The sequence below is a fragment of the Bacillus sp. NEAU-CP5 genome, assembly GCF_026420705.1.
Taxonomy (GTDB): Bacteria; Bacillota; Bacilli; order Bacillales; family Bacillaceae; genus Bacillus; species Bacillus velezensis.
In genome coordinates, this window is the sequence record NZ_JAPMOV010000004.1 from 456,514 (window position 1) to 480,395 (window position 23,882).

General features: G+C 47.6%; 26 protein-coding genes. 20 read left to right on the forward strand and 6 right to left on the reverse strand.

Features of this window, described 5'->3' with window-relative positions; translation table 11 throughout:
* Window positions 1-55: 55 nt before the first annotated feature.
* Window positions 56-1,510, forward strand: coding sequence for an NCS1 family nucleobase:cation symporter-1 (locus tag OTK50_RS15090; RefSeq protein ID WP_032875989.1), 1,455 nt, complete (start codon window positions 56-58; stop codon window positions 1,508-1,510).
* Between the two features lie 34 nt (window positions 1,511-1,544).
* Here the strand turns inward: OTK50_RS15090 and OTK50_RS15095 are convergent, their stop codons facing one another.
* Both OTK50_RS15095 and OTK50_RS15100 read right to left on the reverse strand, forming a co-directional pair.
* Window positions 1,545-2,741 carry an MFS transporter gene (locus OTK50_RS15095; protein WP_014419077.1) on the reverse strand — a complete coding sequence of 399 codons (1,197 nt, stop codon included), beginning with the start codon at window positions 2,739-2,741 and terminating at the stop codon, window positions 1,545-1,547.
* 22 nt (window positions 2,742-2,763) lie between these two features.
* Window positions 2,764-3,177: a MarR family winged helix-turn-helix transcriptional regulator gene (locus tag OTK50_RS15100; RefSeq protein ID WP_007407562.1), complete on the reverse strand. Its 414-nt coding sequence runs from the start codon at window positions 3,175-3,177 to the stop codon at window positions 2,764-2,766.
* Between the two features lie 331 nt (window positions 3,178-3,508).
* Between OTK50_RS15100 and spoIIID the strand changes: the two genes are divergently transcribed.
* The 4 genes from spoIIID to OTK50_RS15120 all read left to right on the forward strand — a co-directional run bounded on the left by spoIIID (window position 3,509) and on the right by OTK50_RS15120 (window position 6,775).
* Window positions 3,509-3,790 carry a sporulation transcriptional regulator SpoIIID gene (gene spoIIID / locus OTK50_RS15105; protein ID WP_003151236.1) on the forward strand — a complete coding sequence of 94 codons (282 nt, stop codon included), beginning with the start codon at window positions 3,509-3,511 and terminating at the stop codon, window positions 3,788-3,790.
* Between the two features lie 180 nt (window positions 3,791-3,970).
* Entirely contained in the window at window positions 3,971-4,972 is a 1,002-nt protein-coding gene (gene mbl / locus OTK50_RS15110) for a cell shape-determining protein Mbl (RefSeq protein ID WP_003151237.1), read from the forward strand.
* A gap of 159 nt (window positions 4,973-5,131) precedes the next feature.
* Window positions 5,132-5,929, forward strand: a complete 798-nt coding sequence (locus tag OTK50_RS15115; protein ID WP_007614310.1) for a flagellar hook-basal body protein — start codon at window positions 5,132-5,134, stop codon at window positions 5,927-5,929.
* Between the two features lie 24 nt (window positions 5,930-5,953).
* Window positions 5,954-6,775 carry a flagellar hook-basal body protein gene (locus OTK50_RS15120; RefSeq protein WP_032876942.1) on the forward strand — a complete coding sequence of 274 codons (822 nt, stop codon included), beginning with the start codon at window positions 5,954-5,956 and terminating at the stop codon, window positions 6,773-6,775.
* A gap of 17 nt (window positions 6,776-6,792) precedes the next feature.
* On the opposite strand, the gene OTK50_RS15125 is transcribed toward OTK50_RS15120, so the two are convergent.
* Window positions 6,793-7,857: a tetratricopeptide repeat protein gene (locus OTK50_RS15125; RefSeq protein ID WP_032875994.1), complete on the reverse strand. Its 1,065-nt coding sequence runs from the start codon at window positions 7,855-7,857 to the stop codon at window positions 6,793-6,795.
* A gap of 195 nt (window positions 7,858-8,052) precedes the next feature.
* Here OTK50_RS15125 and fabZ point away from each other — a divergent pair, with 195 nt between their 5' ends.
* Together fabZ and mscL are read left to right on the forward strand one after the other, a co-directional pair.
* Window positions 8,053-8,478, forward strand: a complete 426-nt coding sequence (gene fabZ, locus OTK50_RS15130; protein ID WP_003151242.1) for a 3-hydroxyacyl-ACP dehydratase FabZ — start codon at window positions 8,053-8,055, stop codon at window positions 8,476-8,478.
* A gap of 56 nt (window positions 8,479-8,534) precedes the next feature.
* The gene (gene mscL / locus OTK50_RS15135; RefSeq protein ID WP_003151243.1) at window positions 8,535-8,930 is read left to right on the forward strand and encodes a large conductance mechanosensitive channel protein MscL; all 396 of its coding nucleotides are present in this window, start codon (window positions 8,535-8,537) and stop codon (window positions 8,928-8,930) included.
* Between the two features lie 45 nt (window positions 8,931-8,975).
* Here mscL and OTK50_RS15140 read toward each other — a convergent pair whose 3' ends face one another.
* The gene (locus OTK50_RS15140; protein ID WP_044802928.1) at window positions 8,976-9,386 is read right to left on the reverse strand and encodes a YwpF-like family protein; all 411 of its coding nucleotides are present in this window, start codon (window positions 9,384-9,386) and stop codon (window positions 8,976-8,978) included.
* 172 nt (window positions 9,387-9,558) lie between these two features.
* Between OTK50_RS15140 and OTK50_RS15145 the strand changes: the two genes are divergently transcribed.
* The 4 genes from OTK50_RS15145 (at window position 9,559) to OTK50_RS15160 (ending at window position 12,196) form a co-directional block, all read left to right on the forward strand.
* Complete coding sequence (locus tag OTK50_RS15145; protein WP_003151247.1) at window positions 9,559-9,912, forward strand: hypothetical protein; 354 nt, start codon at window positions 9,559-9,561, stop codon at window positions 9,910-9,912.
* 97 nt (window positions 9,913-10,009) lie between these two features.
* Complete coding sequence (locus OTK50_RS15150; RefSeq protein ID WP_007614303.1) at window positions 10,010-10,351, forward strand: single-stranded DNA-binding protein; 342 nt, start codon at window positions 10,010-10,012, stop codon at window positions 10,349-10,351.
* Between the two features lie 208 nt (window positions 10,352-10,559).
* On the forward strand, window positions 10,560-11,342 hold the full coding sequence (locus OTK50_RS15155; RefSeq protein WP_003151250.1) for a DeoR/GlpR family DNA-binding transcription regulator: 783 nt from the start codon (window positions 10,560-10,562) through the stop codon (window positions 11,340-11,342).
* Window positions 11,339-12,196 carry a Cof-type HAD-IIB family hydrolase gene (locus OTK50_RS15160; RefSeq protein ID WP_191974025.1) on the forward strand — a complete coding sequence of 286 codons (858 nt, stop codon included), beginning with the start codon at window positions 11,339-11,341 and terminating at the stop codon, window positions 12,194-12,196. Before OTK50_RS15155 ends, OTK50_RS15160 begins: the two co-directional genes overlap by 4 nt.
* Before the next feature lie 112 nt (window positions 12,197-12,308).
* On the opposite strand, the gene OTK50_RS15165 is transcribed toward OTK50_RS15160, so the two are convergent.
* Together OTK50_RS15165 and OTK50_RS15170 are read right to left on the reverse strand one after the other, a co-directional pair.
* A complete protein-coding gene (locus OTK50_RS15165; RefSeq protein ID WP_045209094.1) occupies window positions 12,309-15,083 on the reverse strand; it encodes a DEAD/DEAH box helicase in 2,775 nt (924 codons plus the stop codon).
* Window positions 15,070-16,680, reverse strand: coding sequence for an SWIM zinc finger family protein (locus OTK50_RS15170; protein ID WP_003151257.1), 1,611 nt, complete (start codon window positions 16,678-16,680; stop codon window positions 15,070-15,072). Before OTK50_RS15170 ends, OTK50_RS15165 begins: the two co-directional genes overlap by 14 nt.
* Before the next feature lie 203 nt (window positions 16,681-16,883).
* On the opposite strand from OTK50_RS15170, the gene OTK50_RS15175 reads away from it, so the two are divergent.
* From OTK50_RS15175 to OTK50_RS15215, 9 genes are all read left to right on the forward strand, one after another.
* Window positions 16,884-17,027: a hypothetical protein gene (locus OTK50_RS15175; protein ID WP_003151259.1), complete on the forward strand. Its 144-nt coding sequence runs from the start codon at window positions 16,884-16,886 to the stop codon at window positions 17,025-17,027.
* Between the two features lie 215 nt (window positions 17,028-17,242).
* Window positions 17,243-17,989, forward strand: coding sequence for a YveK family protein (locus OTK50_RS15180; protein ID WP_032876005.1), 747 nt, complete (start codon window positions 17,243-17,245; stop codon window positions 17,987-17,989).
* Complete coding sequence (locus OTK50_RS15185; protein ID WP_021494829.1) at window positions 17,976-18,665, forward strand: CpsD/CapB family tyrosine-protein kinase; 690 nt, start codon at window positions 17,976-17,978, stop codon at window positions 18,663-18,665. Before OTK50_RS15180 ends, OTK50_RS15185 begins: the two co-directional genes overlap by 14 nt.
* 45 nt (window positions 18,666-18,710) lie before the next feature.
* Window positions 18,711-19,475, forward strand: coding sequence for a tyrosine-protein phosphatase (locus OTK50_RS15190; protein WP_105937217.1), 765 nt, complete (start codon window positions 18,711-18,713; stop codon window positions 19,473-19,475).
* Window positions 19,476-19,674: 199 nt separating this feature from the next.
* Window positions 19,675-21,000, forward strand: a complete 1,326-nt coding sequence (locus OTK50_RS15195; RefSeq protein ID WP_224223876.1) for a UDP-glucose dehydrogenase family protein — start codon at window positions 19,675-19,677, stop codon at window positions 20,998-21,000.
* 74 nt (window positions 21,001-21,074) lie between these two features.
* Window positions 21,075-21,851, forward strand: coding sequence for a YwqG family protein (locus OTK50_RS15200; RefSeq protein ID WP_396021779.1), 777 nt, complete (start codon window positions 21,075-21,077; stop codon window positions 21,849-21,851).
* A 279-nt stretch (window positions 21,852-22,130) separates the two neighbouring features.
* Window positions 22,131-22,565, forward strand: coding sequence for a DUF5082 family protein (locus tag OTK50_RS15205; RefSeq protein ID WP_007407544.1), 435 nt, complete (start codon window positions 22,131-22,133; stop codon window positions 22,563-22,565).
* Window positions 22,565-22,825, forward strand: coding sequence for a YwqI/YxiC family protein (locus OTK50_RS15210; RefSeq protein WP_007614257.1), 261 nt, complete (start codon window positions 22,565-22,567; stop codon window positions 22,823-22,825). The genes OTK50_RS15205 and OTK50_RS15210 overlap by 1 nt, the downstream gene beginning before the upstream one ends.
* Window positions 22,826-22,844: 19 nt before the next feature.
* On the forward strand, window positions 22,845-23,882 hold a 1,038-nt coding region (locus OTK50_RS15215), incomplete at its 3' end, for a ribonuclease YeeF family protein (RefSeq protein ID WP_266121917.1).

The following is a 23,882-nucleotide window of genomic DNA, read 5'->3' on the forward strand; positions in this document are numbered from 1 at the left end:
CAGTTATATTTTTTCACATGTGATGTAAGGAAAACGTACATGCGGGAGGGAGAAAATGAAAAAAACAACGAGTGATCGGCTGAGCAACAAAGATTTACTGCCTTTAGAAGACGGCGAACGGACATGGAAAGCGGTGAATTTTGCATCCATCTGGATGGGCTGCATTCATAATATCCCGACCTATGCGACTGTGGGCGGGCTCATTGCGATCGGTCTTTCTCCGTGGCAGGTGCTTGCCATTATCGTGACGGCGTCACTCATTTTGTTCGCCGCTTTGGCCTTGAACGGCCATGCCGGAACGAAATACGGCCTGCCTTTTCCGGTCATTATCAGGGCTTCTTACGGAATATACGGCGCTAACATTCCGGCGCTTCTCAGGGCGTTTACAGCCATCATGTGGCTCGGAATTCAAACATTTGCCGGAAGCACGGCTTTACACATTCTGCTTTTGAACATATGGCCGGGCTGGGGGAGTCTCGGAGGAGATTGGAATATATTCGGGCTTCATCTGCCGGGCTTTCTGTCGTTCATTTTCTTTTGGGGCATTCATCTGCTTGTGCTGCGGCACGGCATGGAATCAATCAAAAAATTTGAAGTGTGGGCGGGCCCGCTTGTTTATCTCGTCTTCGGCGGCATGGTCTGGTGGGCGATAGATATTGCCGGCGGGCTCGGACCGATTTACTCACAGCCTGGAAAGTTCCATACCTTTTCTGAAACGTTTTGGCCGTTTGCGGCAGGGGTGACAGGCATTATCGGGATATGGGCGACATTGATTCTGAATATTCCTGACTTCACCCGGTTCGCCGCGTCGCAAAAAGAACAGATTCGCGGCCAGTTTTACGGCCTGCCGGGAACGTTTGCGCTGTTTGCGTTTGCGAGCATTACAGTGACATCCGGATCACAGGTAGCATTCGGAGAACCGATTTGGGATGTGGTGGAGATTTTGGCCCGGTTTGATAATCCTTTTGTTATCGCTCTTTCGGTCATCACGCTTTGCATCGCCGCCGTCTCGGTTAACGTGGCGGCAAACATCGTGTCACCGGCCTATGACTTGGCGAATGTCCTGCCGAAGTATATTACATTCAGAAGGGGAGGATATTTGACCGCTGTTCTGGCCCTGTTCACAATACCGTGGAAGCTGATGGAGAGCGCCACGAATGTTTATGCGTTTCTCGGGCTCATCGGCGGGATGCTTGGACCGGTGGCCGGGGTGATGATGGCTGATTATTTTATCATCAGAAAAAGGCAGCTCTCAGTTGAAGACCTTTATTCGGAAACCGGACAGTATACTTATTACAAAGGCTATAATTACCGGGCCTTTGCCGCGACTTTTCTCGGCGCGTTTATTTCTTTAATCGGGATGTACGTCCCGGCGTTCGCCGGCATCTATGATATCTCCTGGTTTGCGGGTGTCATTTTGTCATGTCTCGGTTATACGGCGCTTATGTATATTCATCCTCCTTATGTAAAAGCGGCGGGACGAATCGCGCGGGAAAGAGCGGCCGAATAAAAAAAGCCGGGGCTGCCCCCGGCTTTTTGTCATATCAGTCTGCGATTGAAACGTTTCCGTCCGCTTCAAGCGGCGTTCTTTTTTTCTGGCTCCAGCCATACAGGAGTAAAGCAATCAGGACGAACAGCCCCGCGGCCAGATAAATCGAATGGAATCCGGCCGAAGCGACGAAGAGGCCGAATACATAGGACCCGCCGGCAATCCCGCTGTCAAAGAAAGTGAAGAAGGTAGCCGTCGCAAAGCCTGAACGGTGTCCGGGCGAGTTCTGAATCGCCAGCGTCTGCATACACGGTACGATAGAGCCGTATCCGAGACCGATTACGGCACCAGACAAGAGAAGCATGAGGGCGCTGTTTGTCATCGCCAGCATGCAAAGCCCCGCGGAGAACACGATAATCGACGGATAGATGACGATTCCCGGTCCCACTCTGTCAAACAGCTTTCCTGTGAAAGGGCGGGCGGCCATCATCGTTACGGCGAAACAGACGAAGAAATAGCCGCTGACATCCAACAGGTGGATCGTCTTTGCATAAACGGATAAATATGAAGTCACACTTGAATAACAGAAAGAAATGGACAACCCGACAATCGCGATTTTAAGCGCGCCTTTTTCAAACATGTCGGAGAAAGAAAAACGGAAGACGGTCGTTCCGCTGTTGTTTTGATCCGGCACACGAATCATAAAAGCAATCAGCAAGCCTAAAGAAACAAATACGGCAAAAATCGTAAAGAAAACCGGGAACGAAATGACCTTCACAAGGCTCAGCCCGAGAAACGGACCGATCGCCATGGCAAGGTTCATAGACATCGCAAAATAACCGAGCCCCTCGCCGCGCCGCTTGGCGGGAATAATGTCAGCGGCAATTGCGCCCGTAACCGTCGTTAAAATGCTGAACCAGATGCCTTGGAAAAAACGCAGTCCGAGCAGCAGATAGAAATTGTGTATCGGCAAATACAGATAAGAAGACAGGGCGAACAGCGCCAAGGATACAATCGTCATTCTTTTCTTGCCGAACCGTTCAATAATCGCCCCTGAAAAAGGACGGGTGATAATAGCAGATAACAGGAAAAGGCTGATCAAAAGCCCTCCTTGCGATTCACTGCCGCCAAGCTCCTGAATCATATAGATAGGCAGCACGGCCAAAAATGTATAAAAGAACACAAAGACAAATAAATTCACGAGTACGACCATAATAAAATCTTTGGTCCAGATCGAGTCAGATTTACTCAAAAGTACAGCACTTCCCTTTTTATTATTTCGTTAAAAACACATTCAGAAACTCAGAAAAAGCTTCCTTATCTCCATCCTGGAAATCCGCAAGCATGTCTTCCTCGAACTTCAGCATCTCTTGATTGATGCTGTCGTATTTCAATTCAGCTTCCTTCGTCAGGACGACGAGCTTTTCCCGCTTGTCTTCTCCCTGTTCCCGCTGAATCCAGCCGTTTTCTTCAAGGCGTTTGATCGTTCTGGTAACGGTCGGCGCCTCAACGTTCAGATAGGACCAGATTTCTTTTTGGGTCATCGGTCCGATCGTTTTTAAGCAATATAGGATTGACCATTGAGAGGAGTACAGGCCGAATGGTTCCAGCCGTTCATTGGCTTTCTTCGTAATCAGGCGGGCGCATTGATTGATTTGATGAATGAGGCGTCTGTTGACGTGGATCATTTCCGTTCTCCTTTTCAAAAAACTTACCTAAGTAACTAATTGTGCTGTTTCATTCTACAGCAGGATCGCGCGGATGTAAACCCCCCGTTCAAAAAGCAGAAAATTATGACCCGCCCCTTGTCCTTATTGAGTTTTTAGCATATTCCCAATTCATTGCTAATACACTGTTACAAACCTATCAAAGAGAGTGTTTGAGGTGAGGGATCGTGGGCATATTTCTAAAACCTTCTTATATAATCGGACAACGAAGAAGCTGCATCATCAGTGAATCTGTTACAGAATACGGATCTCATTTCACACTTCTCACATCCAACTGGGGAGGTCGAGTGGTGTGCACGATTACATCAAAGAGCGAACAATCAAGATTGGTAAGTATATCGTGGAGACGAAAAAAACCGTTCGTGTCATTGCGAAAGAGTTTGGTGTTTCCAAAAGTACCGTACACAAAGATCTGACAGAGCGCCTGCCTGAAATTAATCCTGACTTGGCGAATGAAGTAAAAGAAATACTCGATTATCATAAATCCATCAGACATTTAAGAGGGGGAGAGGCGACGAAATTAAAGTACAAGAAGGATGAAATTCTTGAAGGGGAGCCCGTTCAGCAGCCGTAGCGCCTGACGTCTGCCGGGTCCTTTTTTCTCCTCCCGGGCGGTTTCGCGAATATCCGCAAAATTTTGTCAAGAACTTATATCGTTCAGCAGCTTTTTTTTGATAAATTATGATAATATATATAATTAGGGCACAATGTGGATATTTTACTGTGAAACAGATATCAAGGAGGATATAAATAGATGTTTGCAAGGGATATTGGAATTGACCTCGGTACTGCAAATGTACTGATCCATGTAAAAGGAAAAGGAATTGTTCTGAATGAGCCTTCCGTTGTGGCACTTGATAAAAACAGCGGCAAAGTGCTGGCTGTCGGTGAAGAAGCCAGACGAATGGTTGGACGTACACCTGGGAATATTGTTGCGATCCGTCCGCTGAAAGACGGCGTAATCGCAGACTTCGAAGTAACAGAAGCCATGCTGAAACATTTCATTAATAAGCTGAATGTAAAAGGACTTTTCTCAAAACCGCGCATGCTGATCTGCTGCCCGACGAATATTACATCCGTTGAGCAAAAAGCGATTAAAGAAGCAGCTGAAAAAAGCGGCGGAAAGCATGTGTACCTTGAAGAAGAACCAAAAGTTGCCGCTATCGGCGCGGGTATGGAAATCTTCCAGCCGAGCGGTAACATGGTTGTTGACATCGGAGGCGGTACGACAGATATCGCAGTTATTTCTATGGGCGATATTGTCACCTCCTCTTCTATTAAGATGGCTGGGGACAAGTTTGACATGGAAATCTTAAATTATATCAAACGCGAGTATAAGCTGCTGATCGGTGAACGTACCGCTGAAGATATTAAGGTGAAGGTCGCAACGGTTTTCCCAGACGCACGTCATGAAGAAATCACCATCCGCGGCCGTGACATGGTTTCCGGTTTGCCGAGAACGATTACAGTAAACAGCAAAGAAGTAGAAGAAGCCCTTCGTGAATCAGTTGCCGTCATTGTGCAGGCCGCCAAGCAGGTTCTTGAAAGAACACCGCCTGAATTGTCCGCTGACATCATCGACCGCGGCGTTATCATTACCGGCGGGGGAGCGCTGTTAAACGGGCTTGACCAGCTTCTTGCCGAAGAGCTGAGGGTGCCTGTTCTTGTCGCTGAGAACCCGATGGATTGTGTTGCGGTCGGAACCGGCGTCATGCTGGATAACATGGACAAGCTTCCAAAACGCAAACTGAGCTGATGATAAAACCTCATTCTGAAAAAGAATGGGGTTTTTTTCTGTCAAACCCTTCACGAACGGGAATGTAAATCCGATAATAAGAAAAAATGCTGATTTTCATTATAGAACAAATGTTCCGGTGAGGCAACTGGAAATAATGCTATTTCAGAGGTGGAAGACTTGTTAAAAGGATTATATACCGCAACGTCCGCAATGATTACACAGCAGAGAAGAACGGAAATGCTGTCAAATAACATCGCAAACGCGAATACATCAGGGTACAAAGAGGATCAAGGTTCAATCCGCGCCTTTCCTGAGATGCTTCTGAGCCGAATAGAAGGCGATAAAAAAACGAAAATCGGTTCCGTCAACACAGGCGTATACATGCAGGAGCTGAAACCGTTGTTTACGCAGGGAAGCCTGAAAACGACCGATCAGCCGACGGATATCGCACTGATGGAGAATCAGGTTCCCAAGAATGCCGAAACGAATGAAAACGCCGAGCTGTTTTATCCCGTGCAGACCGCGGGCGGCGTCCGCTATTCAAAAAGCAGCACTTTCTCATTAAATGAAAACAATCAGCTTACGATAAACGGAAACCTTGTGTTATCAACAAACGGACAGCCGATTACAGTCGACAATGAAAAATTCACCGTATCAGAAAACGGAACGGTCACGACAAACGGCCGGCCGGCGGGGCAGATTGACATCAGAATGGAAGAAGACGTGCGCAATCTGAAACGGGACGGCAATGACCTATACAGCACGGCCGACGGCTCTGAACTGCCGAGCGCGGCGGCGAATCCCCAAGTCTCGTATTCATTAAAGCAAGGCGTCTCGGAGCTTTCGAACGTGGACGTGACGAGCACGTATACAGAAATGACGGAAGCATACAGATCATTTGAAGCCAATCAAAAAGTCATTCAGGCTTACGATAAAAGCATGGATAAAGCCGCAAATGAAATCGGCAAAGTGTAACAAAATGGGGGACATTCAATTATGATGCTCAGATCAATGCTGACGGCTTCAACAGCCTTAAATCAGCTTCAGCAGCAGATGGATACAGTCAGCAGCAACCTTTCAAACAGTGATACGACAGGCTATAAAGCGAGGGACTCCCGCTTTTCCGAGCTGATCAGACAGCAGTATGACCATATAGATGACAAAAAGGAAAATTCGCCGAACATGCGGAAAACGCCGCCCGGCCTGCGTCTCGGCGCCGGAACGGTCATGACTCCGCAGCTGGACTCAGGGCAGGGAAGCATCAAAAAAACCGACCGTGACCTTGATATCGCGTTCACATCACCTTATCAATATCTTCAGGCAGAAGCGGACGGACGGCGGGTGTATACAAGGGACGGCTCACTTTCCCTCAAGCCGGCCGGCGGAAATGACCGGCTGCTTCAGCTGATGACAGCGGGAGGCAATCCCATTCTCGATGAGAACGGTCAGCCCATACAAATTGACAGTTCGCTGACTCAGCTGAAAATCAGCAAAACCGGAACGCTGACTGCTTCAGACCAGGCGGGAACCCGTTCGCAGACGTTTAATCTCGGCATCGTCAATGTCAATAATCCTCAGGCGCTTCATGCGGAAGGGGATAATCTGTTTTCCGTAAACGGCGCGGGGGCTTCAGCGATTGAAGAGCTTACCGGCGCAAACCGGCAGGCAATCGGCATGGAGCAGGGCGCGCTTGAAGGTTCAAATGTCGATATGTCAAAAGAAATGACCGACTTAATCGTGTCTCAGCGTTCCTATCAGCTGAACAGCCGCACGATTACATTGGGAGACCAAATGCTGGGCTTAATCAACTCAGTCAGATAAAAGAAGGGGCGTTTTGATCAGCCGCGCATGATAAAAAATGCGGCTTTCTCAAAATCGCCCTTTTTTTTGTAGTAATCAGTAATATCCTGAAGCAACACTTCCAAATCCACCCACGCTTCAATTTTCTGCAGCTCCAGCACAAGCTTCTGCAATCGGTCGTACGGGTCCTCCTGAGCGGTGTACAATATGTTGAGCGCGGTCAGCTTCAATTTCATAATCTTGTTCTGCACTTTTTCAGATATGTATAAACCTTTCTGCAGCACGGTTTGTCCTTCGGCGTCAGATCCGGTTTTAAAAAGTGCTCTGACCGCTTCGTACACACAATGAAGGTAGGAAACGGGAGACTCTTTCTCGAAACGCTGATTGCCCAATACCTTTTTGTAAAAAGGGAGGGCCTCTTTATCTTTTTTCTGGGCGGTCTTTAAAAAACCAAAATTATAATAGGCGTGGCACAGCAGGTTATTGTCATTGATCCGGTCCGTTATCTTTATGGATTCATTAAAGAGCTGTTCTGCGTCGTCATAGCGTGCCTCGTCTATATAATTCACGGCGAGAAGCAGCCGGCAGCTGAGCGTTTTTTTGATGTAGCCGGCTTCATCTTGATAGATTTCCAGCGCTTTATTGACATATTGAATGGAGAGCGCAGGCGACTTCATCATGTAATATGCACCCGCTGTTTTATAATAAAATTCAGCGGCTTCGAAACGGTCCTGAATGGCCGGCAGGTACTGTTCAGCTTCTTTAAAGCGGCAGACAGCACGGTTCGGAGCGCCATTCACCATATGGAATAATCCTTTGAAAAAATAGAAATAATAAGTTAATTCATGATCCATCTCATCTTTGCGCCGCTTCAGCTCGCAGAACAGCTTATTCAGACCGTCTTTTTTCTCAAACAGCAGCTGAAACCGTGCGAAAAACAGCTGATATCTGAGTTTGAGCTTTGCATTCTTTTGTAATTTGGGGAGATGCTGATTGATTTGTTCGTGAAGGGAACGGGCTAGATCGAATTGGCGTTTTCCCATGGCGTCATACCACTCATTCAGCATCACCAGCGTACGTTTTTCAGTAAACTTAGCAATCATCTTCCAACCTCTTTGCATAGGGTAAAAATCTTTATTTATCATAACACATTAATGGACGAGGCTCATTGCCAGCTGGTTACAGTTTACAGCGCGGTTGAAAAAGAAATTGATTCATAATATACTTCCAAATGTACAGATTGGTTGCCACATATGCCTTCTATACATACTATTGTCGATGAAGGAGATGTCAAGAGAATGCTTGATACTCAGCAAATTAAAGAAATTATTCCCCATCGCTATCCGTTTCTTCTGGTAGACAGAATTACGGAAGTCGAAGAAGGAAAACGGGCGGCGGGATATAAAAATGTGACGGCGAATGAAGATTTTTTCAACGGCCATTTTCCTGAATACCCTGTTATGCCGGGCGTATTAATCGTAGAGGCTTTGGCGCAGGTCGGAGCGGTTGCGATGCTGATTAAAGAAGAAAACCGGGGCAGACTCGCATTTTTTGCGGGGATTGATAACTGCCGTTTCAAAAAGCAGGTAAAACCGGGTGACAAGCTGGAGCTTGAGGTTGATATTACCCGCGCGCGCGGTACGATCGGACGCGGCAAAGGCGTTGCCAAAGTTGACGGCGAGCTCGTGTGTGAAGCTGAATTAACCTTTGCGCTCGGAGAATAAAAACAAACAAATGGGCTTATAAAAAAGCCCATTTTGTATAGAAAGAGGTGAATGTAATGTGGTCAGAATTTAAAAGCTTTGCGATGCGGGGCAATATCATGGATCTGGCTATCGGTGTCGTCATCGGCGGCGCTTTCGGCAAAATCGTGACGTCGCTCGTTGAAGACATCATCATGCCGCTGGTCGGCCTGCTTCTTGGCGGTCTTGACTTTTCAGGGCTGGCCGTGACATTCGGCGATGCTCATATCAAGTACGGAAGCTTCATTCAAACGATTGTGAACTTCTTCATTATTTCATTTTCTATTTTTATCGTGATCCGCACAATAGGCAAGCTGAGACGTAAAAAAGAAGCAGAAGAAGAGGCTGAAGAAGCCGAGGAAACAGATCAGCAGACAGAACTGCTGACTGAAATCAGAGATCTGCTGAAACAGCGGGCTCCTCACAATGATTAGGGCACAAAAAAAGGCTGGATGATTAACGTCCGGCCTTTTTCTTGATTATAATTTTTGTTTAAACGCTTCAATCAGCCGGCTGCCCGAGTAGCCTTCTTTCACGAGCGACTCCAGAATGCTTTCTGATCCAGGGTGGTTTCTTGACACCATTTGACCGTAAATTAAAACTTGTATACTTCTTTCCAACTGGACAATATTTTTGATGCTTCCCGTCAGCTGGGCGGGGCGGTTGCTTTTTTTCGTAATCGTTACAAACACCTTCGCTTCTTTCTGGCTTTTCATCAGCATGTCAAAAAAAGACAAGTGTTCGGCCGGGACCAGTGCTTCAATTAACCAATGATTTTCTCCGTCCTCTTTATTGATAATCAATCCGTCTAAAAGGGGAAACTGTTCAATCGGCTGATCGTCTTTATCTAAACGTTCCACATTCAGATCAACCAGTTTAAAGGTTTTCATCTCTTATTTTCACCCCTGTTGTCCATGTTTTTCGTTCATTTATTATAACACATATCATTTTTCCCGGGAAAATGCTGTAAGACATGCTTCATCATTTTTGTAGGCGGTCAACATTTAATCATTTCTATTTTTTCATTATAATGTAAAAGAATATGGTCATGGAGAGATGCTTATGAATCAATTGCGCCTGAAGGAAATCTATATAGAAGACGGTTCAAGGCGAAAAGACGATCATTCCTACTTGGTATGCAAAAAGGAAGATTGTGAGGTGCATCTTAACAGAAGGGGAAATGTCGTCTTTTTATATGAAACAAAAGACCGCATGGAACAGTATAAAATTCAGCTTTCATTGACTGATAAAAAGCTGAGTTTTTACTGGTTCGCATGGGACGGCGGAAAGTTTGTCCGCATGTTTGAGAAAGACTGGCTTAAAACGAAACTTTTCTCGCGGCTGCTCAAAAATACATATTACATAAGCGGTCAAAAACAAAAGTTTTTTTTATCAGAAAGAAAAACGAAAACATAAGAGCAGCCTGAACGAATAACGGCTTTATCCGCTTTTTGCTTTCACGAGCCCTTGTACTACAATGAAGCCAGCCTCGAAAAAGAGAGGAGGAGACGGCTTGTTTAACCACGTTATGCTTGTCGGCCGGCTGACGAAAGACCCGGAGCTCCGTTTTACATCAGCGGGCATTCCCGTCGCTCATATTACGTTGGCGGTAAACCGCAATTTTAAAAGCGCGTCGGGTGAAACCGGAACCGACTTCGTCAACTGCACCATCTGGAGGAAAAACGCTGAAAACACGGCATTGTACTGCCAAAAAGGGTCAATGGTCGGTGTAAGCGGCAGAATCCAGACGAGAAGCTATGAAAAGACAGACGGCGTAAAAGTTTATGTGACCGAGGTCATGGCTGATACCGTTCGGTTTATGGATCAAAAACAGAAAGAGCCGCTGGCTGAATAGCATTCTTTTTTCCTCGATTTCCCGCCTTTCAGCGGGCCCCGCAATACCTCCTTCCCACTCGCCAGTCGAAAGACTGGTTTTTTTGTGCGGGAGCTGAAAAATGGTTAAAAAGAAGTGATTTCGCTTATGAATACTTAAAAACATTGAATATATTGAGATAAAAACTTATAATTACTTACAGATAAGTGACGAAAAAGGGAATGAGGACGTGTATCAAGAAGAAAGACTGATTGCGATAATGGAATATTTGAAACAGCATCGGCGGATTACCGCTGAACAGATATGTTCGCTGCTTCATATTTCAAGAGATACCGCAAGAAGGGACCTTGTAAAGCTGAAAGAGCGCGGGGCCATTATCAGAACACGGGGCGGCGCGATTCTGCCGTCGGTGAATCAGGAAGTTCCTGGCTATTCGGGCCGGCTGAAAACTGTTTCTGAAGAGAAAAACAAAATCGGCAAGCTGGCCGCATCCCTGATCCATAAAGGAGACCGGATCATTCTGGACACCTCGACAACCGTGCAGGCCTGCGCGGAGCATTTAAATGTCACCGGCTGCACTGTTATTACAAATTCGATCAATCAGGCCGATATCCTTTCCGCAAAAGAGGGAATTGATATTCACCTGCTCGGCGGAAAGCTCCAGAAGGAACACCGGTTTTTATACGGGGCTTCCGTCGTAGAAAAACTGGGGGATTATCATGCCGATAAGGTGCTGATCGGCGTTGTCGGCATCTCGGAAAACGGCCTGACGATACCTCACGAAGAAGACGGCATGGTAAAGCGTAAAATGATCCGACAGGCGGAACAGGTGATTGCGCTGAGCGATCACTCCAAGCTTGGCCGTACGAGTTTTTATCAGTATGCAGACCTGCACGAGGTTGACCTGCTGATTACCGATCGGCTGCCTGATCAGGATTTTTGCGATCTGCTCGACCGGCACGGCGTAGAATTGCTTGTAACTGAATCTGAAGAAGAGGATGAGGACATGTGAAACTGATTGCCATAGATCTGGACGGCACACTGCTGAACAGCAGTCATCAAGTAAGCGATGAAAATGAGCGGGCTTTAAGGGAAGCCCGGCAAGCGGGAATTGAAATCGTGGTTTCCACGGGACGCGCGCATTTTGATGTGCACTCCATCTTCGAACCGCTCGGTATAAAAACATGGATTATCAGCGCAAACGGAGCCGCCATTCATGCTCCTGACGGCAGCCTGTACCACTGTGAGGCGATTGAAGAAACAAGAGCCCGCGGCATTTTGTCATGGCTTGAAGAGAATCAATATTACTATGAGGTGTTTACAAACAAAGCCATCTATACGCCTGAAACCGGCAGGCAGCTGCTCGATATCGAAATGGACCGGGTGAAAAGCGCCAATCCGGAAACCGATCTTTCCGTTTTGGAACAGGCGGCTTCAGTGCAATACAGTCAATCCGGCTTTGCTTACATTCATTCATACCGTGAGCTCTTTGAGAAAGAAGAGCATCTGGATTTTTATAATATTCTCGGATTTTCGTTTGATGAGCGGAAGCTGAAAGCGGGCTGGGACCGATTCAGCGGTCAGAAAGATCTCACCCTTGTCAGCTCTGCCGACCACAACTTCGAACTGGCGTCTCGAAACGCCTCTAAAGGGCAGGCGCTCAAACGGCTGGCGCAAAAGCTCGGCATTCCGATGGCTGAAACCGCCGCGGTCGGTGACAGCTTAAATGACTATTCAATGCTTAAGGCGGCCGGAAAAGGCATAGCGATGGGGAATGCGAGAGAAGATATTAAAGAGATCGCTGATGCCGTTACATTGACAAATGATCAAAACGGCGTTGCGCATATGATCAGGAATTTACTGTGAAAGGTATGGCGATACTGTTCATGACTGGCGTGACGCATTCATGGCAAATGCGGCGTAACAGTAAGGACGACATAAAAGACCGGCTCTTCTGAGAGAGCCGGTCTTTTTGCGTTTAATGTGATTGCGCTGATGCGCTGAGGGTGAATAATTCTTCAAGCTCAGCGGATGACAGCTCGGTAATCCAATTTTCACTTTGGATAATCTGATCGTTCAGCGTTTGTTTCGTTTCGAGCATGGCATCAATTTTTTCTTCAATCGTTCCCGTCGTAATGAGTTTGTGAACATGGACGAACCGTTCCTGGCCGATTCGGTAGGCGCGGTCGGTCGCCTGGTTTTCCACCGCCGGATTCCACCATCTGTCATAGTGAATGACATGATTGGCAGCCGTCAGGTTCAGGCCGGTTCCGCCCGCTTTCAGTGACAAAATCAGCGTCGGGTATTCTTTCTTCTGGAATCGTTCGACGAGAGAATCGCGTTCCTGCTTGGATAGGCTTCCGTTTAAAAACTGAACCGGTTCTCCGAATGCTTTTTCCAGGAGGCGCTTCATCATGTTGCCCATCTGAATGTATTGGGTGAAAATGAGGCAGCTTTCCCCTTGTCCGCGGATCGCCGCCATTAAATCAAGCAGCTTTTCCAGTTTGACGGATCTCCCGTTTAACAGCTCTGTCTGTTCTTCCTTCAAATAGAGCGCAGGATGGTCGCATATTTGCTTCAAGCGGCCGAGCATGCTCAGAATCAGCGCTTTCCGCTGCATCCCGGTCAGAGAAGCCATATGTTCAAATGTATCTTTGACAAGCTGTTCATAAAGGGATGCCTGTTCGGCTGAGAGCGGGATAAACTCTTTTTGTTCCAGCTTGTCAGGAAGATTAAGCGCCACTTCTTCATCCCGTTTTGTCCGGCGCAGTAAAAACGGCCGGATTAACTGCTGAAGCTGGTTGATTCTTTTTTCGTCACGGTCTTTTTCAATCGGCAGCACATAGCGTTTATGAAAGCCGGTCAGACTGCCGAGATAGCCTTTGTTCATAAAATCAAAGATCGACCAAAGCTCTGTCAGGCGGTTCTCCATCGGTGTTCCGCTCAGCGCGATATGATGGACGCCTTTCAGCTTTCTGATCGCGCGGGACTGCTTCGTATGCGCGTTTTTAATATTTTGCGCTTCATCAAGGCAGATGGTGCTCCATGTCACGGAAGAAAGCTCTTCCTGATCGGCGTGCGACAGGCCGTAAGAAGTAAGAACGACGTCCGCGTCCTGATAGGCCGGGACAAATGCTTCCCCCTTCGGCCGGCGGGGGCCGTAATGAAGCATGGCCTTCAGCTGCGGCGCGAAGGTCTGGAGCTCACGCTGCCAGTTGCCGAGCACCGATGTCGGCGCAATGATTAAGGCAGGCGCTTTTTGCCGGCCGCTTTCCTTCACATGGAGAAAATAAGCGATCATCTGAATCGTCTTTCCCAGTCCCATGTCATCTGCGAGACAGGCGCCGAAGCCGTTTTCCCGTAAAAACAGAAGCCAGTTCATGCCATACATCTGATAAGGGCGGAGCTGGCCCTGAAACGCGGCGCTGACTTCATGCTCCGGCAGATCCCGGGCTTCCGTCAGTTTGCGGATCAGGCTTCTGAGCTGCTTTGATAATTCGATCTTGATCCCGGCAAATGCCGATGAGTCAATGATGTCTGTGTCCTCGGCTCCGTTTTCCCCGTGATCCATCAGTTCGCGCGCCAGCACGTCGGACATGTGGAGGCCCTCAGATTCCGCTTTTTCCATCAGTTTTTTCATTTGTTTAATGAATTGAGGATCAATTTTCACCCATTGGCCGCGGATGTTGACGAGACGTCTGTTGTTTGCGACGAGCTCATTGAATTCATCCTCTGTCAGCTCAATTCCGTTTGTGGCGAATCTCCAGTTGAAATCAAGCAGAGCATTCATGCCGACGAAGGACTCGCCCCGCGGGGAGGATGACACTTTCGCCTTGAGCATCATATTGCTGTCCCGGACAATCTGCCACCATGATGGGAGAAGAATCTCCACACCCATATCGACAAGCGTCTCACTCGCTTCCGATAAGAAGATCCATGCCTCTTCTTCAGAAATCAGCGTCGTTCCTGAATCAAACGAAAGCCAGGGAACCGTTCTGCGGAAGCGGTCCTGTTCGCGCGCGATTTTTCCGCTGTATGCCTGCCACGCTTTTTTCAGTCCCTTCAGTCCGTCGAAAAAGGTGATGGAGCCGGTTTTTTTCTCACGTAAAAACATTTCGATTTTCCAGTCGTCACCGTCAAAATCAGGCTCGTTTAATCGGAGCCCGACGGTAAACGGCGTCACATCGTCATGCCAGCCGATTCCCTCGAGAAAATCATCTTCATCCAAAAAGGAGCCTTTAAACGTATGAACGGCCGGTGAGCGGGTTTCGATCTGCCGCCATTTTTCCAGCAGGTCATCATTGTACTGAATGTAGTCCTGGACCGCGGCTGAGAACCAGTCTGCCGTAAAGCCCTCCAGCAAAAGCTCGCGGTCTTTGAAGCGCAGGACGCCATTTTGCCAAGCCTCATAATCCGGAAGAAAATCGCCGTCGGCAATAAATTCGTATATCGTCGAAGCCGCTTCGATTAATGGTTCCGTTTCCTTTGTCAGCTGCACGGTGCTGAATGAATTGAACGAATTTTTTCCGAGCAGCTCGACGGTCATCCACGGGCTGAGCAGAACGGCCGGAGTGCCGATGAAGCTGACGTCTTCAAGAAACGTTCCGTAAAAGGTGGACTCATGCCATTGGAACAAATGAGTCTTCATCTGACTGAGAGTAAGCGGCTGCTCCTTCTCATCATGGCTTGACAGCGTAAATGTCCAATCTTCCATTTGTTCTACATGAATGAAAATTTCCTTAAGACTCGCCATCAATCAACTTTCCTTTCTGCAATTCTTCTTGAAGGGCGCGCAGCCTCTTGTAACTTGCGCTCAGCCGGCTGATATACCGCTCCCATACCTGCTGTTTTTTTGCCTTTTTATAAAGCGTCCGCAGTTTTTTCAGATGGCGTGCAGCCTCTTTATAGGCGCTGCGGTTTTTTTGATCGATAAAAAAGGCCGCCGCCCGGTGATAGGAGGGGATGAGCGCTTCCGGATCACTGGCGGCAATTTCCTTCAGGATGTCCTTTTCGATTTCCCAGACGGAAAAACCGACGAGGCTGTGAATCTCCACCCACTCCGCGTACCGCCGTTTTTCGTACAGGTACTGGCTGTATTCGGTAAAGGTATAGGGAAGGCAGCCGGAAGCAAACCGTTCAAACAGCTGATCATCCCGTGAGTGCCGCGCATAATCCGCCAATAGCGCAAACAGCTCTCCGATAATGTCGCGCATTTCTTTAAACGGCTTATCAAGCTTCGTATAGTTCACGGCAAGCGGCTCGATCCGGCCATACCATGTTTTCAGCCGTTTCCAGTCTTTTTTCGCGGTGAGTTCACCGAGCCATTGAAAGGTATACGGCAGCGCTTCAGGAGGGAAGCGGGACATATCTTCAAAGACCGCTTCATCATCTTTTTGTAAAAAGGCCAGATGAAGCCGTCCGAACCGCACTTCCGGTGAAAAACGGCGCCCGCTTTCCTGTTCGAGAATCTCCTGTTCACGCGCGACCCATTTCGGACGGTTCAAAAGCGCGCTCCACATTTCACCGAATACCCGGAGGCGTTCGTATTGAAAAAGCTCTTCTTTCACAAGCAGTCTGCGGAGCACCGGAGGCGTCCGGTCTAAAAAAGGATCGAGTGAAAAAGACAAGGCGTACGTTTTCAGTCTGTCAATGGAGGAATAAATTGTATCCATCAGCTGTTCCACGTATGGATTGATGCTGTAATAATCTTTTTCGGCATCCAATCTGCCTGACTCAATCAAAGTGAACATGTGAAGCCAGACGGCAAGCGCCGAATGAATCTGATATAAGCTTTTAAGCTCGGGTTTTTTCGGGGCGTGTTTTTTGAGCGCTGACAGATAGCCGTAATAAAGGCCCTGCATCGTCTGGCTTCCGGCCGGCGTCCGCGCCTCCCACAGCGAGAATTCCGAATCAAAAAAAGCGAGCCAGCTTGACAGCGACTCTTCATTCGGCAGCACTTTTTCCTGAAACTGCCGGCGGACAAGCTCCCTGCTTTCCTCAAGCTTTTCTCTTTCCAGCCAATGTTCGGTAAAGGTACCGACCCGCTCGAATTGGGCATATACGTAAAGAAAAACGGCCAGCACGTGGCGGCAGATCGCCTCAGACGGGCATGCGCAGCCGCTTTTCACCATGAAAAATAAGTTCAGCGTGACCCTTACAGGCACAACATCCTGCACATATGCGGAAATCTCTGTCGGGGTTTGAACCTGTATACGATAGACGGAATCCTGCCGATATAAAATGAGTGCTTTCTTCATCAGCTGAACATTGTCTTCATTGTAAGGAAGAAGTTCTTTAAGCTGTTCAGCCGCTGCGAGCACATCTTCTTTAGCAATCATATCCTGAAGCATGATTATCGCTCCTAACGAGTCACAAAATAAAAAGATTCCAATTCCTCTATTATATCGCAACACATGGCCCGGAAAAAGTTTTTCCTAAAAAAGGACATAAAAACCCGAATGTGTCGAATGATGTATTAGAGATTGCAAAACAGCACCCGACAGCATATAATAATCTTGTTTTCAATTTAATGGAAGCCGAAAGGAAACGAATGATGAAGAAAACGAAGTTAGATCAAGAGGAGTTTCTGAAGATTTTAATGCATGCGCACGACATCGGTGAGCAGTCCTCTGAGATGACCACAAAAGAAATGCTTGAGAATTTGATTTCTTATATTAAAAATGGATATGCAACATAAAATCCCGCAGGCTCTTGGCCGCGGGATTTTTTAATCTTCCTGTAACACCAGTATTTAAAGCGTTTACAAAAATAAAACAGATTGAAGTGATTGTCTATTTTTGTCGAATTTTGTCATTTGAAAAGGTTAGAAATGACAGTTTAAAGCTGTATAATCGTAATTGGAAAAGATCATTGGAGGGAATGGGAATACGCGGAAAGTGATATGGAGGTTATATGGGAGAATCTACAAGCATAAAGGAAATATTCGCAATACTGAGAAAGCGTCTGCTGTTTATACTTATTATTACCGCGGCGGCATCTGCCGCAGGCGGACTCATCAGTTTCTTCGCTCTTACGCCGGTCTATGAAAACTCAACTCAAATTTTGGTCAGTCAATCCAAAAACAATCAAAAAGAAGTCCAATTCAATGACGTTCAAACCAACCTCCAATTAATCAACACGTATAATGTCATCATCAAAAGCCCGGTCATCCTCGATGAGGTGATTAAACAGCTGAATCTGTCCATGACTTCGAAAGAGCTGGAATCGAAAATCACGGTGTCCAGCGAGCAGGATTCACAAGTCGTGACGATCGCCGTGAGGGATACGGATGCTAAGCGGGCGGCCGTTATGGCAAATGCGGTTGCAGCCGTTTTTCAGGACAAGATCACCGCCATCATGAACGTGGATAATGTCAGCATCCTTTCAAAGGCCGAAGCGGCGGACAGCCAGTCACCGGCAGAGCCTAACCGTAAGCTGAACATCGCGATTGCGTTTGCCGCCGGACTTTTGGGCGGAATCGGTCTCGCCTTTTTGCTGGAACATCTGGATAATACGATCAAGTCGGAAGAACAGCTGGAATCGCTGCTCGGCATCCCGGTCCTGGGAACGGTTACTTCAATCAGTACTAAAGACAGCGTTGCCAAAAACTTGAGGATGGCGGAAACCAAACAAGCGGGGGGCGGACATGTTGACGCGTAAAAAAGACAAACTCGGAAAACGAAGCGTGATTGCGATGTCTGAGCCGAAATCCATCAACTCAGAACAATATCGCACGATCCGCACAAACATTGAATTTTCTTCCGTTGATACGGAGGTGAAGTCCCTTTTGATCACATCCGCCGGCCCGGAAGAAGGAAAATCGACAACCGCGGCCAACCTTGCCGTCGTATTTGCACAGCAGGGGAAAAAAGTGCTTTTAATTGATGCGGATCTGCGCAAACCGACGGTTCATTTCACCTTCAAATTGGACAACGGAACCGGATTAACGTCGCTGCTGTTAAAACAGATGCCGTTTCAGAAAGCCGTCCTGCCGGCTGATGAAGCAAACCTGGATATTTTAACGAGCGGGCCGATCCCGCCCAATCCGGCGGAGCTTTTATCGACGGGTGCCATGAAAGATCTTCTGTCAGAAGCCGGCGCAGTTTATGATAAAGTGATTTTGGATACGCCTCCCGTTTTGGCCGTAGCCGATACGAAAATATTAGGCAGTTACACTGACGGGGCTATTATGGTGATCTCGAGCGGGAAAACGGACAAGGAAAAAGCGGCCAAGGCGAAAGAAGCACTCGATTACTGCCCGTGCAAGCTCCTTGGAGCCGTGATGAACGGGAAGAAACAAACGAAACATTCGGACTACGCCTACTACGGACAATAATGTCACAATGGGCGCGGTCCATTCTTTTTAAGGAGGGATTGAAATATGATAGATATCCATTGTCACATCCTTCCTTCCATAGACGACGGCGCGGCGGATGATACAGAAAGTCTGAAGATGGCGAGAGAAGCGGTCAGACAGGGGATTGATACGATCATCGCGACGCCGCATCATGTGAAATACCGCTATGACACGGACCGGCATACGGTCAACGAAGCGGTCAGCCTGTTAAACAAACGTTTGAACAAGGAAGGCATACCGCTGACTGTTCTGCCCGGCCAGGAAATCAGAATAGACGGAGATCTGCTGGCAGGTCTTCAAAGCGGCTCGCTTGTCCCGCTCCATAATACGAAGTATGTGCTGGCGGAATTTCCGGCGGATCATGTCCCGGCCTACGCTGAAAGGCTGTTTTATGAACTGCAGCTGAACGGATATGTCCCCGTCATCGCCCATCCGGAGCGGAACAGAGAAATTCGCGAAAACCCTTCCGTCCTATACAGTCTTGTGAAGAAAGGCGCGGCCGCCCAAGTAACGGCCGGCTGCATTGCCGGAGCATTCGGGCGGAAAGCGAAATCCTTTTCGCTGCAGCTGATTGAAGCGAATTTGATCCACTTTCTCGCATCTGACGCCCATAATCTCGGACCGAGAAATTTTTATTATCAGGAGGCGCTCGGCGTTCTGAAAAAAGAAGGAGGGGCGGAGCTGATTTACATGCTCACGGAAAATGCGGCGCTTCTCGCTGAAAACAAAGCCGTTTATAAGGAACCTCCGCTGCCTGTGGCCCGCCGTAAGCGCTGGGGTCTTTTTTAATCGTCGTCTCCATCCCGTTTAAATGAAGCGTAAGCGGCTGTTTTGCAAGATGATTCTTTTATGCTTATGCTTATTATCAGCGGCCGGCGCCGTTTTTTCCTATCATGACCTCAGGCTCCGGCATTCAGCCGGCGCCGGGATCATATGATAATAACGGTAAGCTGCCCAGCAGCAATTTCTAAACGGTTGGGGGAACACGATGAAAATAACAGTGATCGGAACAGGCTACGTCGGTCTTGTGACAGGAGTGTCTCTTTCAGAAATCGGCCATGACGTAACATGCATAGATATTGACGAACGTAAGGTTGAGCAGATGAGAAAGGGATTGTCCCCTATCTTTGAACCGGGTCTTGAAGATATGATGAAACGAAATATCGGCCGGCATCGGCTGGCATTTGAAACGAGCTACGAAAAAGGGCTTGCGGAAGCGGACGTTATTTTTATAGCGGTCGGAACGCCGCAAAAAGAAGACGGGCACGCAAACCTTACTTATATTGAAAATGTCGCCGAACGGATTGCCGAACATATTTCTAAAGATGCGATCGTTGTGACAAAAAGCACGGTTCCCGTGGGAACGAATGACAGGATCAGAGAAGTTATTCATTCAAGGCTGAAAGCGGACGTGAACATTTCAATCGCCTCGAATCCGGAATTTCTCCGTGAAGGTTCGGCGATTCACGATACCTTTCACGGCGACCGCATCGTGATCGGGGCTGAAGACCGGCAGACGCGGGAAACGCTTGACCGGGTTTTCGCGCCGCTTGCGATTCCGGTATATCATACGGACATCAGAAGCGCTGAGATGATCAAATATGCGTCAAACGCATTTTTAGCGGCAAAAATCAGTTTTATTAATGAAATTTCTCATATATGTGAAAAAGTCGGTGCGGATGTGGAATCAGTCGCACACGGAATGGGATTGGATAAACGGATCGGCAATCAATTCTTAAGAGCCGGCATCGGTTACGGCGGTTCCTGTTTTCCGAAGGATACAAACGCCCTCGTGCAGATCGCAGGACATGTGGAGCATGATTTTGAATTGCTGAAGTCCGTCATTAAGGTCAACAATAACCAGCAGTCCATGCTGGTTGATAAAGTGCTGAACAGGCTCGGCGGTGTGACGGGGAAAACCATCGCGTTATTAGGGCTGTCTTTTAAGCCGAATACAGATGATATGCGGGATGCGCCGTCCATTGTCATTGCGGATCGTCTGGCGGCTCTTGATGCCCGGATGACAGCTTACGATCCGATTGCTTCATTCCGGGCTTCCGGGCTGCTTCCGGCTGCGGTTTCCTATCGGGAGTCCATAGAAGAAGCCGTCAGGGGAGCGGATGCCGTCCTGATTCTGACAGATTGGGAACAAATTAAACATTTTCCGCTTGAAGCGTACAAAGAGCTGATGGAAACCCCGGTTATTTTCGACGGGAGAAACTGCCACTCGCTTGAGGAAGCGGAAAAGGCGGGCGTGGAATATATCTCAATCGGAAGAAGAGCCGTCGTGCCTCAGACTGATTCTGTCACTTGAAAGGCCGGCGGACCGCGCCGGCCTTTTATCATACAATCATTAGAGACGAAGGGGATATTAATCGTGGAAAACACATGGAAATTGCCGAAGCAATGGAATCATCCCGCGGTCTGCTGGAAACGTCAGCACGGCCTTTTATCAAACTGCACGTCAAAAAAGCTGAAACGGGACGGTATGACAGTAAAATTGCCGGAGACCCCTATTTTCCGAAACATGAACCATATCCTGAAGATGAAAGCGGCAGGCCGATGAAGCTTCTCGCTCAAATCAATTTTGCGGATATGCCCGGACTCCCTGATTTTCCGGACACCGGCATTCTTCAGTTTTACATATCGGTCAGTGATGACGTATACGGTTTGAATTTTGACGACGGGTGCGCGCAAACGGGTTTCTGCGTTAAATATTTTGAACATGTGACAGCAGAAGAAGCGGAGCTCATGGATGATTTTTCTTTCGTTCAGGTTGAAGAGGAGTACGATTTTCCGATTCAATCCGAAGCGCTGATCACCCCTGAGCTGTCTGCTGAATGGGTGCTCCCGTCTGATTTTCAATTCAGGCAGTATGCCGGGATGGATGCCTTTGACTATTTCGAGCAGTTTGACGATGAGGTGTATGACGAATATACGGCGAACGCATTCGGCCATAAAATCGGCGGCTATGCGTCCTTCACCCAGGAAGATCCGCGGTCTTACTCCCATCAAAACCATACGATTCTGCTTTTGCAAATTGATTCAGATGATGACATTGATTCGATGTGGGGAGATGTGGGAATCGCCAATTTCTTTATCAGACCGGAAGATTTGAAGAAAAAAGATTTCTCGAACGTTTTGTACAACTGGGACTGCAGTTAACGACAGTATGATGATCATGATACAAGGCAAAGGAGACGGTTAATCACTGTCTCCTTTTTTTTAGGGAATTTATCATGGATACATAGAGGAGATCAATGAATGGATATGCCGTTTATGTGAGTCTTTTGGCGTTAATGATGAACATCTCGGCTGCTGAAAATAAGCCATTTAACCTATTTAAGCTGCTTTCTGTCTATTTTAAAATATAATATATGGAAATATAGTATGGAAAAGTCTGTGCTTTTTGTACGACTTTTTGCGTAAGACGAGGTGAAAAAGATGAGCCATTCAAGCACATTAAGCCATATTAACAGCACAATCAGCCATAAACTGGGCGAGGTTGAACACCAAATTGATAAATTAAAAGAAGCGAAAAGAGAGATAGAATCTCTGCAGGAAGAGGGCGTGTCTGAAATCAGGGACATCCTCAGGCCTCACCTGGATCATCATTGGACCGGCACTTTTGCTGAAGAATTTGATGACCGGCGCGATCAGGCCCATACAGAAGCATACAGAATCGTTACAGACAAATACGACGGTTATATTTACCGAATCGGCTTAAAGATGACACAGCTTGAAATTGAAAAAGGAGGGCTCCTTGCCGCCAGAAGCATCGCGAGAGAGGCAGAGCACCTGCTGACGCTAGGAGAAGAAGCCCTTGACACAGTCGGAGAAAAAATACAATCAATCAAAAGAAGCTGGAGTTGGTTTTAATGGCAGAAATAAAACTCAAATACGGAGCTGTCATGAAGCAGCTTGAATCCGTCAGCAGCGCTTTGGAGGCCGTTTCGATCGGGAACGCCGGTTCAAACGGAAAAAACAAGCTCGACTATACCTCCAAATACCAATCCCGCGAGGCAAAGCTTGTATCGATGATCAGCGAATACAAGCAGGCCGTTCATAAGAATATCGCGGACGTTAAAGACAACGTAGATTCTTTGAAAGAACAGGACGAGGCGATCGCCGTAAAATAACGAAAGAAAGGACTTGCCGATGAGCAAAGTGTTTGAATCACAATCGTTAACGGACGAAGCAGATAAGAGAAAGAAACAATACGAAGCCCTTGAAGAGCAGCTGCGTGCGCTCAAACAAGCCTTTCAAGGCATGGCCGATCTGGGTGATGCTTTGAAAGGGAAAGGCGCAGACAATATAAAAGATTTTTTTCAGGGACAAGCGGAAATCGCCGACAGCTGGCTGACGCTTGTCTCTGCTCAAATTGCGTTTTTAAATGGCATTTCAGGTGACATTAAAGATCAAGAACTCAGCGATACATATGTGGAGACTTCATTTTTGGAGCATGAGCTGCCCAACGCGGATTTGAAAGCTTCAGAGATTGTCTCCGCTCATAAAGCAGAAATCGATTCAATTTTGTCAGGCATCAGCGATATTATTCATCTCGACACATATACGCTGGATGATTACGCTGATAAAATGGGCGATGCCCAGAAAACCAGACGCGACACGATCACGGCAGTCGATACGCTTGATGAATCCCTGACCGCTGAATATCAAAACTTAGAATCTCTGGACAACGCAGTACTCAGCAAATATTCCGTTCTCATGCAGGCCACCAGCAACGGGAAAAGCGCATCCCCTATGTACTATGACAAAAAAGCCTTCCACAGCAATGAAATCTACAAAAGCGTCATGGCGACAGAAAAACAGGGAACGGACTATATTGACGCAAAAGCCCAGCAGGCCGAAGCAAGACGGCTTCAGGAAAAGGCTGAAGAAGAAGCCAATAAACCATGGTACGAAAAAACATGGGACGGTATCTGCAACTTTACCGGCGAAGTCACCGGCTATTATGATTATAAAAGAGCAGCCGAAGGCGTTGATCCGGTGACCGGAGAAAAGCTCTCCACTGCAGAACGCGTCACTGCAGGAGCGATGGCCGCCGCCGGATTCATCCCGGTCGTCGGCTGGGCAGGCCGCGCTTTCAAAGGCGGAAAAGCCATTTACAAAACCGGAAAAACCGTCATTGCCGCAGAACATGCTTTAGATGCCTATAAAACCGGAAAATCCTTAGAC

Coding starts and splice junctions, on each gene's coding strand:
- OTK50_RS15125 (WP_032875994.1), bottom strand. CDS start 7,857: ATGATTGCTAAGTTTACTGAAAAACGTACGCTGGTGATGCTGAATGAG.
- OTK50_RS15175 (WP_003151259.1), top strand. CDS start 16,884: ATGAAGAAAACGAAGTTAGATCAAGAGGAGTTTCTGAAGATTTTAATG.
- OTK50_RS15170 (WP_003151257.1), bottom strand. CDS start 16,680: ATGCTTCAGGATATGATTGCTAAAGAAGATGTGCTCGCAGCGGCTGAA.
- OTK50_RS15090 (WP_032875989.1), top strand. CDS start 56: ATGAAAAAAACAACGAGTGATCGGCTGAGCAACAAAGATTTACTGCCT.
- OTK50_RS15195 (WP_224223876.1), top strand. CDS start 19,675: ATGAAAATAACAGTGATCGGAACAGGCTACGTCGGTCTTGTGACAGGA.
- OTK50_RS15120 (WP_032876942.1), top strand. CDS start 5,954: ATGCTCAGATCAATGCTGACGGCTTCAACAGCCTTAAATCAGCTTCAG.
- OTK50_RS15100 (WP_007407562.1), bottom strand. CDS start 3,177: ATGATCCACGTCAACAGACGCCTCATTCATCAAATCAATCAATGCGCC.
- OTK50_RS15185 (WP_021494829.1), top strand. CDS start 17,976: ATGTTGACGCGTAAAAAAGACAAACTCGGAAAACGAAGCGTGATTGCG.
- mscL (WP_003151243.1), top strand. CDS start 8,535: ATGTGGTCAGAATTTAAAAGCTTTGCGATGCGGGGCAATATCATGGAT.
- OTK50_RS15190 (WP_105937217.1), top strand. CDS start 18,711: ATGATAGATATCCATTGTCACATCCTTCCTTCCATAGACGACGGCGCG.
- fabZ (WP_003151242.1), top strand. CDS start 8,053: ATGCTTGATACTCAGCAAATTAAAGAAATTATTCCCCATCGCTATCCG.
- OTK50_RS15165 (WP_045209094.1), bottom strand. CDS start 15,083: ATGGCGAGTCTTAAGGAAATTTTCATTCATGTAGAACAAATGGAAGAT.
- OTK50_RS15180 (WP_032876005.1), top strand. CDS start 17,243: ATGGGAGAATCTACAAGCATAAAGGAAATATTCGCAATACTGAGAAAG.
- OTK50_RS15205 (WP_007407544.1), top strand. CDS start 22,131: ATGAGCCATTCAAGCACATTAAGCCATATTAACAGCACAATCAGCCAT.
- OTK50_RS15145 (WP_003151247.1), top strand. CDS start 9,559: ATGAATCAATTGCGCCTGAAGGAAATCTATATAGAAGACGGTTCAAGG.
- mbl (WP_003151237.1), top strand. CDS start 3,971: ATGTTTGCAAGGGATATTGGAATTGACCTCGGTACTGCAAATGTACTG.
- OTK50_RS15200 (WP_396021779.1), top strand. CDS start 21,075: ATGGAAATTGCCGAAGCAATGGAATCATCCCGCGGTCTGCTGGAAACG.
- OTK50_RS15140 (WP_044802928.1), bottom strand. CDS start 9,386: ATGAAAACCTTTAAACTGGTTGATCTGAATGTGGAACGTTTAGATAAA.
- OTK50_RS15210 (WP_007614257.1), top strand. CDS start 22,565: ATGGCAGAAATAAAACTCAAATACGGAGCTGTCATGAAGCAGCTTGAA.